At 71.8% G+C, this 13,770-nt stretch carries 13 protein-coding genes and 2 pseudogenes; 7 read left to right on the forward strand and 8 right to left on the reverse strand.

Annotation, left to right across the window (positions count from 1 at the left end):
- On the reverse strand, positions 1–575 hold a 575-nt coding region (locus ACWD1U_RS30575; protein ID WP_451112391.1), incomplete at its 3' end, for a maltotransferase domain-containing protein.
- A 74-nt stretch (positions 576–649) separates the two neighbouring features.
- On the reverse strand, positions 650–949 hold the full coding sequence (locus ACWD1U_RS30580; protein WP_451112393.1) for a DUF5133 domain-containing protein: 300 nt from the start codon (positions 947–949) through the stop codon (positions 650–652).
- 357 nt (positions 950–1,306) lie between these two features.
- Here ACWD1U_RS30580 and ACWD1U_RS30585 point away from each other — a divergent pair, with 357 nt between their 5' ends.
- Together ACWD1U_RS30585 and glgX are read left to right on the forward strand one after the other, a co-directional pair.
- Positions 1,307–1,819, forward strand: coding sequence for a pep a2 (locus ACWD1U_RS30585; protein WP_451112395.1), 513 nt, complete (start codon positions 1,307–1,309; stop codon positions 1,817–1,819).
- A complete protein-coding gene (glgX, locus tag ACWD1U_RS30590) occupies positions 1,816–3,972 on the forward strand; it encodes a glycogen debranching protein GlgX (RefSeq protein ID WP_451112396.1) in 2,157 nt (718 codons plus the stop codon). Before ACWD1U_RS30585 ends, glgX begins: the two co-directional genes overlap by 4 nt.
- Positions 3,973–4,026: 54 nt before the next feature.
- On the opposite strand, the gene ACWD1U_RS30595 is transcribed toward glgX, so the two are convergent.
- A complete protein-coding gene (locus tag ACWD1U_RS30595; protein WP_451112398.1) occupies positions 4,027–4,830 on the reverse strand; it encodes a VOC family protein in 804 nt (267 codons plus the stop codon).
- A gap of 247 nt (positions 4,831–5,077) precedes the next feature.
- On the opposite strand from ACWD1U_RS30595, the gene ACWD1U_RS30600 reads away from it, so the two are divergent.
- Complete coding sequence (locus tag ACWD1U_RS30600; RefSeq protein ID WP_451112400.1) at positions 5,078–5,398, forward strand: ANTAR domain-containing protein; 321 nt, start codon at positions 5,078–5,080, stop codon at positions 5,396–5,398.
- A gap of 37 nt (positions 5,399–5,435) precedes the next feature.
- On the opposite strand, the gene ACWD1U_RS30605 is transcribed toward ACWD1U_RS30600, so the two are convergent.
- Positions 5,436–6,227 carry an RNA polymerase sigma factor SigF gene (locus ACWD1U_RS30605; protein WP_451112402.1) on the reverse strand — a complete coding sequence of 264 codons (792 nt, stop codon included), beginning with the start codon at positions 6,225–6,227 and terminating at the stop codon, positions 5,436–5,438.
- A gap of 296 nt (positions 6,228–6,523) precedes the next feature.
- Here ACWD1U_RS30605 and ACWD1U_RS30610 point away from each other — a divergent pair.
- The 4 genes and pseudogenes from ACWD1U_RS30610 to ACWD1U_RS30625 all read left to right on the forward strand — a co-directional run.
- Positions 6,524–6,601: pseudogene (locus ACWD1U_RS30610) on the forward strand (MarR family transcriptional regulator); the annotation flags it as partial.
- A gap of 8 nt (positions 6,602–6,609) precedes the next feature.
- Positions 6,610–7,224: pseudogene (locus tag ACWD1U_RS30615) on the forward strand (ATP-binding cassette domain-containing protein); the annotation flags it as partial.
- Positions 7,184–8,047, forward strand: coding sequence for an ABC transporter permease (locus tag ACWD1U_RS30620; protein ID WP_451112404.1), 864 nt, complete (start codon positions 7,184–7,186; stop codon positions 8,045–8,047). The pseudogene ACWD1U_RS30615 and the gene ACWD1U_RS30620, both read left to right, overlap by 41 nt.
- Positions 8,048–8,238: 191 nt before the next feature.
- Positions 8,239–8,760, forward strand: coding sequence for a hypothetical protein (locus ACWD1U_RS30625; RefSeq protein WP_451112405.1), 522 nt, complete (start codon positions 8,239–8,241; stop codon positions 8,758–8,760).
- A gap of 35 nt (positions 8,761–8,795) precedes the next feature.
- Here the strand turns inward: ACWD1U_RS30625 and hemC are convergent, their stop codons facing one another.
- The 4 genes from hemC to ligD all read right to left on the reverse strand — a co-directional run bounded on the left by hemC (position 8,796) and on the right by ligD (position 12,818).
- Positions 8,796–9,731 (reverse strand): hydroxymethylbilane synthase, encoded by a 936-nt coding sequence (gene hemC / locus ACWD1U_RS30630; RefSeq protein ID WP_451112407.1) that lies wholly within the window; start codon positions 9,729–9,731, stop codon positions 8,796–8,798.
- A 68-nt stretch (positions 9,732–9,799) separates the two neighbouring features.
- On the reverse strand, positions 9,800–10,822 hold the full coding sequence (locus ACWD1U_RS30635; RefSeq protein WP_451112409.1) for a questin oxidase family protein: 1,023 nt from the start codon (positions 10,820–10,822) through the stop codon (positions 9,800–9,802).
- Between the two features lie 97 nt (positions 10,823–10,919).
- Complete coding sequence (locus ACWD1U_RS30640; RefSeq protein ID WP_451112410.1) at positions 10,920–11,693, reverse strand: NPP1 family protein; 774 nt, start codon at positions 11,691–11,693, stop codon at positions 10,920–10,922.
- A 144-nt stretch (positions 11,694–11,837) separates the two neighbouring features.
- Positions 11,838–12,818 carry a non-homologous end-joining DNA ligase gene (gene ligD, locus ACWD1U_RS30645; RefSeq protein WP_451112631.1) on the reverse strand — a complete coding sequence of 327 codons (981 nt, stop codon included), beginning with the start codon at positions 12,816–12,818 and terminating at the stop codon, positions 11,838–11,840.
- Between the last annotated feature and the right edge of the window lie 952 nt (positions 12,819–13,770).

The raw sequence follows: 13,770 nt of genomic DNA on the forward strand, positions 1-13,770 counted from the left end.
AGCAGCGGCAGCGGCTCGCTGCTGGTCACCAGGTCCCGCAAGGGGTACCGGGACAGGACCGCGTCCACCTCCGGCGTCAACGCCGCCGCCAGCCGTGCCGTCGTGGGCAGTGAGTCGTCGCGCAGTGTCCCGGCCGCGTCGAGCAACACGCCGCGGCCGGCGTTCTTCGGTACGCCGGCCGCCGCCCGCTCGAACAGTTCTGCGCCCTCCTCCAGCACCAGGCCCGGATCGATGCCCGCTGGAACCTTTATGCCGGCCGCGTGCCGCCAGGTGGCGACCGGATCGCTCCAGGCCTCCACGCGGTAGGTCCAGCGGCCGACGGCGTTCGCGGTGACCTCGGCACCCCAGCGGTCGCTGCCCGGGGCCAGCTCCCGCATCGGCGTCCACGGCCCGGGGCGGCCCTCGGGATCCTTCAGCACGACGTTGGCGGCCACGGCGTCGTGCCCTTCCCGGAACACGGTGGCGGTGACCTCGAACGTCTCGCCCACGACCGCCTTGGCCGGCCGGTTGCCGCTCTCCACGGCCGGACGGACGTCCCGTACCGGGATACGGCCGATGGCCCGGGTTCTCCTCATGGTCCTCACCTCCACCGTGCTCGAAAGCCGGGCCGCGGGCCCGGTCATGGGGACAAGATGCGGCGGGAAGGGCGTTACCTTCCCGCCGGGGATCTCCGCTCCGCCGCCGGCGGCCTGCGTCTGACCGCAGTGGGCGGACGGGGCCGCTCGTTCTGCTCCTGCAGAGAGGTGACCTGGTTCGTGCGCAGGTACCGCTCGGCCGCGTCCGCCGCCTCCCGGGCGCAGCGCTTGCCCATGAGCACGCAGAGCGTGTAGCCGGAGTCCTCGAACGTGGTCCGCACGGTGCGGTCGTTCGGTGCCGCGAGCATCACACGTTCCCAGGCCCGGTAACGCCGCAACTGTCGGGCGACTTCGGCTTTGGCGGGTAGCAGCATGGCGCCGATCACCTTTCGGGCTCGAGGGGACGGTCTCCCGACGGTCGGACGGCGGCCGCGCGCACAGCGACACGGACCCGTAACGGCGATCGAGTTCTTCACACATGGTGCATGCGCTGTGACACATCGTCTTGTTGGAGCTTCAACCAGTAGCGGTTCGAGTAGGCCGTTCGGGCCGTGTCCTGTGCTCACTTGTGTGCCCCATCGGCTCAGCCGTGCGCTCGTGTTGCACGAACGGAGCAGCACCCTCAGGCTGATGGTGACTCAGAAGCGATAGGCGTTCACGTTCCGTGTTCGGGGCTCGTTCCGCAGACCGCGGACGAGAAGGAACTGAGCTTCGCGGTGAGGAGCCGACCGATGAAGACCGCAGTGCCCTGCTACTACCACCTCGACGTGGAAGTCAGCCCGGAACGGGTGGGACAGGTCAGCCGCATTCTGGCCGCTCACCTGAGGTTCTGGGACCTGGACAACCTGATCCAGCCCGTCTGCGGCGGTGCCGAGATGCTGCTCAAGGCCATCGACGAGCACGCCAGGGACAAGAACACGTCGATCGAGATGTGGTGGAACGGGCAGCACCTGATCACCGCCATCGGTGACAACGACCGAGCCCTGCGCCCGGACCAGGAACTGCGAGGCTGCCTGGAGCACCTCGCGGCCATGAGCGACGGCTGGGGCTGCTGCGCCACCGAGACCGGCAGCAAGGTCATCTGGTTCTCGCAGCGCGCCCGCGCCGGCGAGCGCGTCCCGCTGGTGCCGACCGCGCCCGCGCCGCGGGAGAGCGAGGGCCTCGACGTGCCTCGCGAGGTGCCGATCACCCAGCTGGCAAACCCGGCCAGTACCCCGGCCGAGGTCCTGGAGCAGGCCCGGTGACCCGCCGGGAGACCCGGAAAGGGGCGTGCGCCTGGGGCGGGCGCCCCTACCCGCTGGGTGCGGAGTACGACGGGGAGGGCACCAATTTCGCGCTCTTCAGCGAGGTCGCCGAACGCGTCGAACTGGTCCTCGTCGACGACGACGGCACCCACACCCGGGTGCCGCTGAACGAGGTCGACGGCTTCGTGTGGCACGGGTACCTGCCGGGTGTGGGCCCCGGCCAGCGCTACGGCTACCGCGTGCACGGGCCGTGGGCCCCGGCCGCCGGCCACCGCTGCAACCCGGCGAAACTGCTGCTCGACCCGTACGCCCGCGCGGTGGACGGGCAGATCGACAACCATCCCTCGCTCTACGAGCGCGATCCCGACGGCCCCGACCCGGCCGACAGCGCCGGGCACACCATGCTCGGTGTGGTGACCGACCCCGCCTTCGACTGGGGCGACGACCCCCGGCCCGGCCGGCCCTACGCCGACACGGTGATCTACGAGGCGCACGTCAAGGGCATGACCCGCACCCACCCCGAGGTGCCCGGGGAGCTCCGGGGCACCTACGCCGGGCTGGCACACCCCGCGGTCGTCGAGCACCTGACCTCCCTGGGTGTCACGGCCGTGGAGCTGATGCCGGTCCACCAGTTCGTCCACGACGGGGTGCTGCACGACCGCGGCCTGTCCAACTACTGGGGCTACAACACCATCGGCTTCTTCGCGCCCCACAACGGCTACGCCGCCCACGGCACCCGCGGACAGCAGGTCGCCGAGTTCAAGCAGATGGTGAAGACCCTGCACGCGGCCGGGCTCGAAGTGATCCTCGACGTGGTCTACAACCACACCGCCGAGGGAAACGAGAGGGGCCCCACCCTGTCCTTCCGCGGTATCGACAACTCCTCGTACTACCGCCTGGTCGACGGTGACTGGGAGCACTACTACGACACCACCGGCACCGGCAACAGCCTGCTGATGCGCCACCCCTACGTACTCCAGCTGATCATGGACTCGCTGCGGTACTGGGTGACCGAGATGCACGTCGACGGCTTCCGCTTCGACCTGGCGGCCACCCTGGCCCGGCAGTTCCACGAGGTGGACCGGCTGTCGGCGTTCTTCGACCTCATCCAGCAGGACCCGGTGATCAGCCGCGTCAAGCTGATCGCCGAGCCGTGGGACGTCGGCGAGGGCGGCTACCAGGTGGGCAACTTCCCGCCGCTGTGGTCGGAGTGGAACGGCATGTACCGCGACGCCGTACGCGACTTCTGGCGCGGCGAGGACCACACACTCGGCGAGTTCGCCTCCCGGCTGACCGGCTCCTCCGACCTGTACCAGCACAGCCGGCGCCGCCCCCGCGCCAGCGTCAACTTCGTGACCGCGCACGACGGTTTCACCCTGCGCGACCTCGTGTCCTACAACGACAAGCACAACGAGGACAACGGCGAGGACAACCAGGACGGCGAGAGCGCCAACCGGTCCTGGAACTGCGGCGCCGAGGGCGAGAGCCGCGACCCGGCCGTGCGGGAGCTGCGCACCCGCCAGCAGCGCAACTTCCTCGCCACGCTGTTGCTGTCCCAGGGCATCCCGATGCTCTGCCACGGCGACGAACTCGGGCGCACCCAGCGCGGCAACAACAACGCCTACTGCCAGGACAACGAGATCTCCTGGATCGACTGGCGGCTCACCGAGGAGCAGCGCGAGCTGCTGGAGTTCACCCGGTGCCTCATCAAGCTGCGCACCGGGCACCCCGTACTGCGCAGGCGCCGCTTCTTCCGCGGTGAGACGATCACCCGCGCCGACCAGCCGCTGCCCGACCTCGTCTGGCTGGCGCCCGACGCCCGTGAGATGACCGACGACGACTGGCAGCGCGGCGACGCACACTCCTTGGGCGTCTTCCTCAACGGCGACGCCATCGCCGAACCCGACCCGCGAGGCCGACCGGTCGCCGACGACTCGTTCCTCCTGCTGCTCAACAGCCACTGGGAGCCGATCGACTTCCGCCTCCCGGCCGCCGCCTACGGCGAACGCTGGACGGCCCTGATCGACACGGCCGCCCCGGAGGGCACGCCGGATGAGTCGGAGCACAAGGCGGGGACCGGCCTCACCGTCGGGGCGCGCAGCCTGGTCCTGCTGTCCCGGCCCTCACGGGCGACTCGCGATCAGGCCGGATGAGATGCGCCGGCCCCGCGGGAGCACAGCGCCCGCGGGGCCGGCGGATGCTCGGGGTCAACGGTCGCGGCGCGCCGTGACCGTGAACTGCGCCCCGTCGTGGTCGCGCAGCACCGCCTCGTCGCTGCCCTTGGACAGGACGCTGCCGCCGTGGAGTTCCGCGGCGCGGGCGCAGGCCTCGACGTCGTCGACGGTGAAGTGGACCTGCCAGTGGGGGCGGATCGCGGGGTCGGGGGCCGCCTCCAGGGCGCCCGACTCGATCCGTGCGACCACGTCGCCGCGGCTGCGCAGCACGACCTCGCCGCCCTCGTAGTGGACCTCGCAGCAGCCGGGGGTCCGGGACGCCCAGTCGAGGACCTCGCCGTAGAAGATGGCCGCGTCGAAGGCGTCACGGGTGTGGAGCGTGATGAAGGCCGGCTGCGCGTTGCGCCAGGTCTCCCAGTCGGTGAACAGGTCGCCCTCCCAGATGCCGAAGGCCGCCCCGTCCCGGTCGGCCAGCAGGGCAGCCCGCCCGGGCGGCAGGGAGATCGGCCCGACCGCGACCGTGCCCATGCGTTCCTGCACTCGCGCCACCGCGTCGTCCGCGCTGCGCACCGCGAAGTACGGCGTCCACGCCACCGCCATCTGCCACATGGTCGCCACCCCCGCGATCCCGGCCACCGGCGATCCGTCCGCCAGCGCGATCCGGAACCGGTCGCCGAGCTTGGCCGGCCGCCACTGCCAGCCCAGCACGGCCCCGTAGAACTCCTCGGTGGCCTTGACGTCCCGGCTGGTCAGGCTCACCCAGCAGGGTGCGCCGAACACGGAGTGCGATGAGATGACGTCCTTTGTGCCGGAAGGGGTGGGCATGTCGTGGTTCATGGCAGTCGCGTCCTGATCTCGTCGGCCTGGCAGCCACCGGAGGAATGACACCAGTGTCCGACCGGAACCGTTGTGGGCGCCTGTCGAGTACCCCGGCGGCGGCGCCGAAACGATGAACCGGCCTGGTCCGCCCCGGTGGCACCGGGCGGGCCGAGTGACGACGATGGATGGATCGGACACTGCGTCAAGGTACTCAAGCACTCTGTGAGGCCATCGGGACAGCGGCGCACCGGACCCGGAGGTGACCATGCCCACGGACGGGGGCTCGGAGCGGATCTTCGAGCTGCAGGAGGAGATCCAGCAGCTGAAGGAGGCGGTCGTCTCCCACGCGGTCGTGGACCAGGCGATCGGGGTGGTCGTGGCGCTCGGGCGGGTCTCGCCCGACCAGGGCTGGGCCGTGCTGAAGGAGGTCTCCCAGCACACCAACGTCAAGCTGCGCAACGTCGCGGAAGTGATCCTCGTCTGGGGTCGGACCGGCATGATGCCCCGGGAGATCCGGTCCGCGCTGGAAGAGGCCCTGCACCGCGCCGTGCCGACACGGATCCCGCGGGTGCCGCCGGAGCATTGATCGGCCCCGGCGGCCCCACCGGTTTCGTTTCCCGGACTCACCGGGCCTCGGTGAGAAGCTCCTCACGCAGATGGGCGAAGCAACTGCTGAGCAACCGGGAGACGTGCATCTGCGAGATGCCGAGCTGCTCCGCGATGCGACTCTGCGTCATGCCCTTGAAGAACCGCAGGTAGAGGATGATCCGCTCGCGCTCGGGCAGTGCCTCCAGGCAGGGCCGGACGGCCACGCGGTTGACGACGATGTCGAAGGCGGGGTCGGGCTCGCCGATCGCGTCACCGAGGGCGTAGCCGTCGGTGCCCGGCATCTCCGCCTCCAGGGACAGCGCGGAGAAGCACTCCAGTGCCTCCATGCCGGTCCGCACCTCGCCCTCGGTGAGCTGGGCGTACTCGGCGATCTCGGCGACCGTGGGGGAGTGGCCGGCGGTGGTCTGTGACAGCTCCTTGACGGCGTGCCGTACCCGGTTGCGCAGATCCTGGACCCGGCGAGGGACGTGCAGCGTCCACATGTGGTCGCGGAAGTGGCGCTTGATCTCGCCGGTGACCGTCGGCACGGCGTAGGCCTCGAAGGCGTTGCCGCGTGCCGGGTCGTAGTGGTCGACGGCCTTGACGAGGCCGAGGGCCGCCACCTGGTACAGGTCCTCCAGGGCCTCGCCCCTGCCCCGGAAGCGGACGGCGATCCGCTCGGCCATGGGGAGCCAGGCCTCGACCAGCTCGTCACGCAGGGCCTTGCGCTCGGGTCCTTCGGGCAGCCGTGCGAGACGATCGAACGCCGCGGCGGTGTCGGGTGCGTCGTCGTGGGGGTGCGTTCTGGTGCTGCCGGCGATACGCATGGTGCGCACCTCCCTGAGCAGGTGCTGACGGGAAGACACCATGGGAAGCGCGGACTCGGACCTCACGGAGAGCACCGGGGTCCGGACCGCCGGCTCCCACGGACGTGCCTCCTGGCCGAAGCACTTCACTGCCCATTCCCGGGCAGGGATATAACGAAACAATTCAGACAATACGGCATCCGGGGCATCTTGGCCTCGCCGCCGCGTGGAGCGCATGACGTTTCGAGTGCATCTCCTGACTTCCCTTGACCTGGTTTTGGGCCGGTTAGCTCTGTTGCAGAGCTAACTTCGGCCGCATGGAGCCGGAGACCTTCCCCGAAGAGCTGGCTCACGCGCTCGTCGGCGTCCAGCGGCTGATCCGGCGGCGCCTGCGGCGGGAGATGCCCGACGCCGCCTGCTCGGCTACGTCCCGCAGCAGCTGTCCGCGGACGCCGGACTCACCGGGCGGGAGAACGTCGCCCTGTTCGCCCGCGTCTTCGACGTGCCCCGCCGGGAACGCGCCGAACGCGTCGCCCAGGCCCTGGCGGCCGTCGACCTCGCCGATGCCGCCGACCGGCTGGCCGCCACGTACTCCGGGGGCATGGTCCGCCGGCTCGAACTCGCCCAGGCCCTGGTCAGCGCCCCGCGGCTGCTGATCCTCGACGAGCCCACCATCGGCCTGGACCCGATCGCCCGCACCGGCGTGTGGGAGCACATCGGCGCCGTGCGCGCGGCCACCGGCATGACCGTGCTCGTGACCACCCATTACATGGACGAGGCCGACCAGTACTGCGACCGGGTCGCGCTGATGCACCGCGGGCGGATCAGGGCCCTCGGCACCCCGACCGAGCTCCGGGAGGGCCTCGGCGCACGCCGCCGCGCCCCGGGCGCGGCCAGGGACACGCTGCCCACGCTGGAGGACGTCTTCCGCGACGTGGCCGGCAGCGGTCTCGACGACGGGGCAGGAGATTTCCGCGATGTCCGAAGCACCCGCCGCACCGCGCGCCGTGTCGGCTGACCCCGCCCGCGCCGACGGCATCGGCCTGCTGCTGAAGCCTTCGCGGCCCCGGTCCGCCGGCTGGCGGCTGCTGCCCGCCCGCGTCGGCGCCATGTGCGCGGTCGAACTGCAGAAGCTGCGCCACGACCGCACCGAGCTCTACACCCGCGCGGTCCAGCCGGCCCTGTGGCTGCTGATCTTCGGCCAGACCTTCAGCAGGATCAGGGCCATCCCCACCGGCGGCATCCCCCACATCGACTACCTGGCGCCCGGCATCATCGCCCAGTCCGCGATGTTCATCGCCATCTTCTACGGCATCCAGATCATCTGGGAGCGGGATGCCGGAATCCTGAACAAGCTCCTGGTCACACCCACCCCGCGGTCGGCGCTGATCACCGGCAAGGCGTTCGCGGCCGGGGTGAAGTCGCTCGTCCAGGCGGTCGTCGTCCTCCTCATCGCCGCGCTGCTGGGTGTGGTGCTGACCTGGAACCCGCTCAAGCTGCTCGCCGTCGCCGCGATCGTCGTCCTCGGGTCTGCCTTCTTCTCCTGCCTGTCGATGACCATCGCCGGCATCGTCCTCAGCCGCGACCGCCTGATGGGCTTCGGGCAGGCGATCACCATGCCGCTGTTCTTCGGCTCCAACGCCCTCTATCCGGTGTCCGTCATGCCGGGCTGGCTCCAGGCGGTCAGCAAGGCCAACCCCCTCAGCTACGAGGTGGACGACCTGCGGGGCCTCCTGCTCGGCACGCCGCACCATCTGGCGTCCGACTTCGTGGTGCTGCTCGTGGCCGCCGCCCTCGGCGTCGCGGCCGCCTCGGCCCTGCTGGGCCGGCTGGCCCGTTGATCTTCACTCGTGGAAGTGATGTGCGGCACGCCGTGGCAAGCGCTTTCACGCGCTGCTCCCGGATAACCGCTGGGCACGGCTTGATCACCGATCAAATGGGGTGAACTGCCTGGCCACAGCGCATTCTGCTCATTTGACAGTGCGCTGAGACCACAGATAGGAAGCAGCTCCCAGAGGTCGAGAGGTGCAGCGTGTACGAGCCGAACGTGGTCGGGGACTGGCAGGAGTACGACGAGCATGCCGGTCTGCGGGTCCGCGTCCACCGTCTGGAACCGGCCGAGCCGCCCCGGGGCCGGGACGACGCCGCCGACGGACTGACGTACTTCTGCCTCCGCGTGACGGTCGAGAACCGCGGCAGCCGGCATCTCGGCATCCACCTCGAGGACGGCCAGATCGACGTGCGGATCGGCCCCGACGGGGAGAGCGCCTTCATCGACTGGCGCAACTCGCAGTTCATCGAGGGCTTCGACGTCTACCCGCTGCGCCGGGTCACCGCCGTGCTGTACGCGGCCGGCGCCGAGGCGTCCCTGGGCCTGGTGGACGTGCAGGTCCAGCTGCGGGTCGAGGAGGAGTGGACCGACCGCCGGCTCTGGTCGGGCGGTATCGGCGCTCACGAGGGCAATGGCGGGTCCCAGCAGGTGGCGGCGCGCGAGAGCCTGGCGCACCAGGTGAGCACGTTCCTGCGGGACCAGGCGGAGGAAGGTACCGCCTGATCCGGCGACAGGGCGCCCGTCAGGGCGCCGTGCGTTCAGTGCGGGATGCCGTCGATGATCTCGCGGGCACCCTGACGCAGCAGCGCCACGGCGACCGAGGTGCCGAGCGTGGCCGGGTCGAGCCGGCCCGCCCACTCGTGGGCGTTCAGCCGCGTCTTGCCGTCCGGGGTGAACACGCAGGCGCGCAGCGACAGTTCACCGCTGCGGTCCACCCGCGCGAACCCGGCGATAGGGCTGTTGCAGTGGCCCTGCAGCACATGCAGGAACATGCGCTCGGCGGTGGTCTCCCGGTGGGTGTCCGGGTCACCCAGACCGCTCACAGCGTCGATCAGGTCCGCGTCGTCCTCGCGGCACTGCAGCGCCAGGACGCCCGCGCCGATGGGGGGCATCATCGTCTCGGTGGAGAGGATCTCGCTGATCACGTCCTCGCGGCCGATGCGCTCCAGCCCGGAGACCGCGAGCAGCAGGGCGTCGGCCTCGCCGGCCTCCAGCTTGGCCAGGCGGCGGTTGGCGTTGCCGCGGAACGGCACGCACTGCAGATGCGGGTGTGTGGCGGCCAGTTGCGCGACCCGGCGCACCGAGGAGGTGCCGACCCGCGTCCCGGCGGGCAGCTCGTCCAGGGTGAGATCGCCCGGGTGGATCAGGGCGTCGCGGATGTCGTCCCGCTTGAGGAACGCGGCGAACACCGTGCCCGCCGGGAGCGGCCGGTCGGCGGGCACGTCCTTCACGCAGTGCACGGCGAGGTCGGCCTCCCCGGCGAGCAGCGCCGCGTCGACCTCCTTGGTGAACGCGCCCTTGCCCTCGACCTCGGACAGGTCGCCCATCCACTTGTCGCCGGTGGTCTTCACCGGGACGACCTCGGTGCGCACTCCCGGGTGGGCGGCGGCCAACTCGGCCCGGACGCGCTCCACCTGGGCGAGTGCCATGGGGGAGTCGCGGGAGACGATGCGGATCAGTTCGGGGACGGACATGCGGACACGATAGACCCTCCCGAGGGGGCGTACGCGCCGTACCTTCCCCGTCCGCCCGGCAGGGCACGTCAGTTCGGGCTGAGCGGCTCACTCAGTTCGGTCGCGCGCAGGGCCGCGGCGAGGGCCTGTTCGTCACCGACGTCCAGGGCGGTGTCGGTGAGTTTGATGACGTGTTCGTCGCCGTGGGCGAGGGCGCGTTCCAGCACTTCCTCGGCGGTGCGGCCGGGCGCGGGGACGTGGTCGACGGGCTCGGCGGTGGCGTACATGGCGGTGACCGCCGCGGACGCGGTCCACGCGGCGTGCAGGCTCGGTGCCCACAGTGCGCGCGGCAGGGAACCGAGCGCGCGCAGCACGGCGTTGGGTGCCGTCGCCGCGTGCACGAGCATGGTCTCCTCGCCGTGGCCGTGGGTGGCGTAGCGGTGGGTCGCCGCCCGGACCAGTTCGGTGAGGCGGGCCCGGGCCGTGTCCGGGTCGGTGACGTCGCCCGCCCAGCGTGGCAGCCGTCGTACGGCCGCCAGCCGGTCGGGGAATCCGCCCCGGGGGTCGGCGATCGGCGGGACGGCGTCCAAGGACCGCGCCGCACTCGGTGCGGCGGGCAGCGGGACGATGCCGGGCACGGGGCGGTGCCGGGCCGCCCAGTAGCCCAGGCCGTGCGCGAGTTCCGCGAGCCGAGGCGCGTTCTCGCCCGCCTCCAGGGCCCGTACCGCGTGCCCGACCCGGATGACGGGGTGTGTGGCGCCGCCGTACAGGCCGGGGAGCAGGCGCGGCCACCACACGGCGAGAACGTCCCGCCACGGCTGTTCGGCGAGGACGCGGGTGAAGTGGCCGATCCAGTCGGCGGCCCGGCGGTGATCGCCCAGCGCCTCGCGCCAGTTGACGTCCGTCACCGGAGTCACGGGCGTCGGGAAGTCCTCCAGCTTGGGCCGGTACAGGTCCAGCCAGCGGTGCACGGCGTCCGCCCGGCCGTGCGCGGTGAGCGCCTCCACGACCATCGGGGCGTGGTTGGTGAGCCGGCCGAGCCGCTCCGGCCCCGACGCGTGGAGCCGTTGGAGGGCTTCTTCGAGGGTCCCTGTCGTGTCGTGCGTGTCCATGACGGGACGCTATGCGGCCGCTCCGCGCCTGCGGATCGGGCGCGGGGCGGAATACGGTCCCGGCCGGGGACCTAGGACCCGGCCGGGACGGCCGGCATCAGGCGTACGGGTCGAAGGCGATGCCCGAGGGCTTGGCCGAGGCGAGGTGTCGGGCGAAGTCGGCGTCCTTCAGGCCGAAGTTGGCGCTGCCGAAGTCGTACGACGTGAGCTTGTCGCGCACCCCGGCCGGGTAGCCGTTCCAGCCGACCAGCGGCGGGTACTGCCAGGTGCCCTCGTGGTTCTCCGGCGGCTCGTCGCCCGAGTTCGCGAGGCGGAAGCAGTGCGTGCGGACGCCGTCCTTGTGGTAGACGATCTTCGCGTGCGTGCCGTCGAAGCGGACCTGGGACGCCGGGTGCACGCTGAACGAGCCGTGGGCGGACGTCGAGACGTACTTGACCTGGTCGTCCTGCACGAACACCGCGACGTGCTCGAAGTCGTGCCGGTGGCCGCCGAGGCCGCTGCCGGCCACGGCCTGGTCCTTCTCGAAGTAGAGGGCGTACAGGATCGCGCACCAGCCGTTGTTGCACTTGGAGCGCGAGTAGCCGTTGGTGTTGTCGAGGTCCGAGGCGGCCCGGCAGTCGCCGTTGAGGGCACCGGTCGGGTTGAGCCCGCCGTTCACGGTGCCGTCAGGGCCGATCGCGGGCGTGGAGTAGCAGCCGTCGGTGTCGTAGTCGTAGGCGGGCTGGTAGGTCCGCTCCAGGGCCTCCGCGTCGGCGGGCAGCGCCCCCGGTGGGGCGGCGAAGGCCGTGGCCGGGAACGCGAGGACGAGGGCGGCGGCACCGGCCGCCCCCGTGAGCCATCTCCTGCGGTGTGCGAACGGGTGTGACGACACCGCGTCCTCCTCTTGGTCCGGGCGCAGCCCAACGGCTGTGGGGGAAAGGGAGGTTCAGCTTCCAGGTTGAACGCGTTCATGCCAAGAGGGAGGGATCGTCCCAAAGGTGAATCGCAGCCCAATAGTTGGAGTCCGGGCGCCGTTTCAGACCAGGTCGTCCGGGATGTCGGCCGCCGCCTCCTCGGGTGCGAGGTCCGGCCGCAGCCGCAGCCAGGACGGCTGCCGCAGCAGTCCCTCCCGGGTCCGGGTGCTGTAGCGGACCTCGCCCACCAGCCGGGGGACGACCCAGTGCGCGCCCGGGGCCCGCGGGGCCGGGTCGAAGGGGCAGACGTCGGTCGCGACGGCGCCCAACAGTGCGGCGAGTTCCGTGCGTTCGGCCTCGCTCCAGCCGGTGCCCACGCTCCCGACGTATCGCAGCCGCCCCGCTGCGCGCTGCCCGACCAGCACCGCGCCCGGCAGACCGGTCAGCCGTCCCTTGCCCGGCTGCCAGCCGCCGACCAGGACGTCCTCGGTGCGCATGTTGCGGATTTTGATCCAGGCCCGGGAGCGCATCCCCGGCTCGTACACCGAGTCCAGCCGCTTGCAGACCAGGCCCTCCAGCCCGTGCTCGCGGGTGGCGCGCAGCGCCTCGGCGCCGTGACCGACGATCGCGGTCGGGGTCGACCAGGAGGGCCCGGCGAGAGCGAGGTCCTCCAGTGCCGAGCGGCGTCGCGCGTAGGGGAGCCGGAGCAGTGACTGGTTCGCCAGGTGCATCAGGTCGAACAGCACGAGGTGGACCGGGACCTCCGCCGCCCGCCGCGCGGCCCTTGCGGGAGCGTGCGCCAGACCCATCCGGGACTGCAGCAACTGGAAGTTCGCGCGGCCCTGCGCGTCCAGGGCGAGGATCTCGCCGTCCAGTACGGCGGGTGTGGCGCCGAGGGCGGTTCCCAGCGGTCGCAGCTCCGGGTAGGCGGCCGTGATCTCCTCGCCGGACCGGGCGCGCAGCAGCACGCTGCCGTCCCCGGGGAGGTAGACCACCACCCGCTGGCCGTCCTGCTTGGTCTCGTAGGCCCAGCGCATGTCCTGCGCGGCCGGTGGCAGGGAGCCGGACGTGGCGAGCATGGGCGGGATCAGCGGCAGGTCCACGGGTGAGTTGTCGACGAGCCGGCGGGCGGTCACGCGCGTTTGCCGCGTCTTTCCCCTGAACGGCCGGGGGAGCTCGCCGCCCGGCCGAAGGTGCAGGCGTCGCACGTCACCCGAACCGTGCAGCAGCTGCAGACGTCCGGCCACGTCACCCGCGTCCCCGCCCCCCGGACGACCGCCGCGTCCGGCGCATCCAGCCCACCGACGCGGGCCGGGGGGCTCGCCAGGGTCCGCCAGGCCGGAAGTCCGCGGCATGCGGCCGGCCCCCTCCCTCTGGTCGCCCGAGGCCCTTGGGCGGCTCGCAACGCTCCTCCACCGCGTGGTCGACGACTTCCTCGCCCCTGCCGCCGACGAGGAACCCGAAGCCCGCTCGGCCACGGTCGACGACATCACGCGGGCTCCGGCGTCGTCGCCACCGAGCCGGCACCTGGTTCGTGCCCGGCACCCGCGCCATCCGGGTCCCTGCACGCCCGCCGCGCCCAGGGCCCCCTCGACCTGCACCTGGTCGGTCTGCCCGCCGGCGACAACCCCTCGGCCCGGACCACCAGGCCGTTCCTTCAGCCCGCTGCTGCGCGAGCTGATCCTCGCCTACACCCGCGCCCCCGGCGACCGCAGCCCCGAGCGGCGCCGGCTGCGCCGGCCTGCTCGACCGGCTGCGTCTCTCGCCCCGGCAACCGCTGTGCCTGCCGACGCCCACCGACCCGGGCCTGGCCGCCGTCTGCGTACTCGTCCACGCCGACCCGGCCGATGCCCGCACCCTCGCCGCCCTGTGCGCCGCGACCGGGTTTGTGGGGGAGCGCCCCCTCAGCCGGCTCTCCCGCGGCGAGTTCGGCATGACGTTCCCCCAGGGGGGACTCAGTCGCGGCTCTGCCACGCCTTGCGGATGCCGGCCGAGGCCTGCCCGTCACGACCGTCGCCCACTGCTGCGGCCGGTCCTCCACGAGCGCGTTCACCG

Source organism: Streptomyces sp. NPDC002788 (assembly GCF_053592115.1).

What these genes read in the sequence shown, in the direction of transcription:
- ACWD1U_RS30600 (WP_451112400.1), top strand. Translation starts at nt 5,078, where the DNA reads ATGCCCACGGACGGGGGCTCGGAGCGGATCTTCGAGCTGCAGGAGGAG.
- ACWD1U_RS30605 (WP_451112402.1), bottom strand. Translation starts at nt 6,227, where the DNA reads ATGCGTATCGCCGGCAGCACCAGAACGCACCCCCACGACGACGCACCC.
- ACWD1U_RS30585 (WP_451112395.1), top strand. Translation starts at nt 1,307, where the DNA reads ATGAAGACCGCAGTGCCCTGCTACTACCACCTCGACGTGGAAGTCAGC.
- ACWD1U_RS30595 (WP_451112398.1), bottom strand. Translation starts at nt 4,830, where the DNA reads ATGAACCACGACATGCCCACCCCTTCCGGCACAAAGGACGTCATCTCA.
- ACWD1U_RS30620 (WP_451112404.1), top strand. Translation starts at nt 7,184, where the DNA reads ATGTCCGAAGCACCCGCCGCACCGCGCGCCGTGTCGGCTGACCCCGCC.
- hemC (WP_451112407.1), bottom strand. Translation starts at nt 9,731, where the DNA reads ATGTCCGTCCCCGAACTGATCCGCATCGTCTCCCGCGACTCCCCCATG.
- ACWD1U_RS30635 (WP_451112409.1), bottom strand. Translation starts at nt 10,822, where the DNA reads ATGGACACGCACGACACGACAGGGACCCTCGAAGAAGCCCTCCAACGG.
- ACWD1U_RS30580 (WP_451112393.1), bottom strand. Translation starts at nt 949, where the DNA reads ATGCTGCTACCCGCCAAAGCCGAAGTCGCCCGACAGTTGCGGCGTTAC.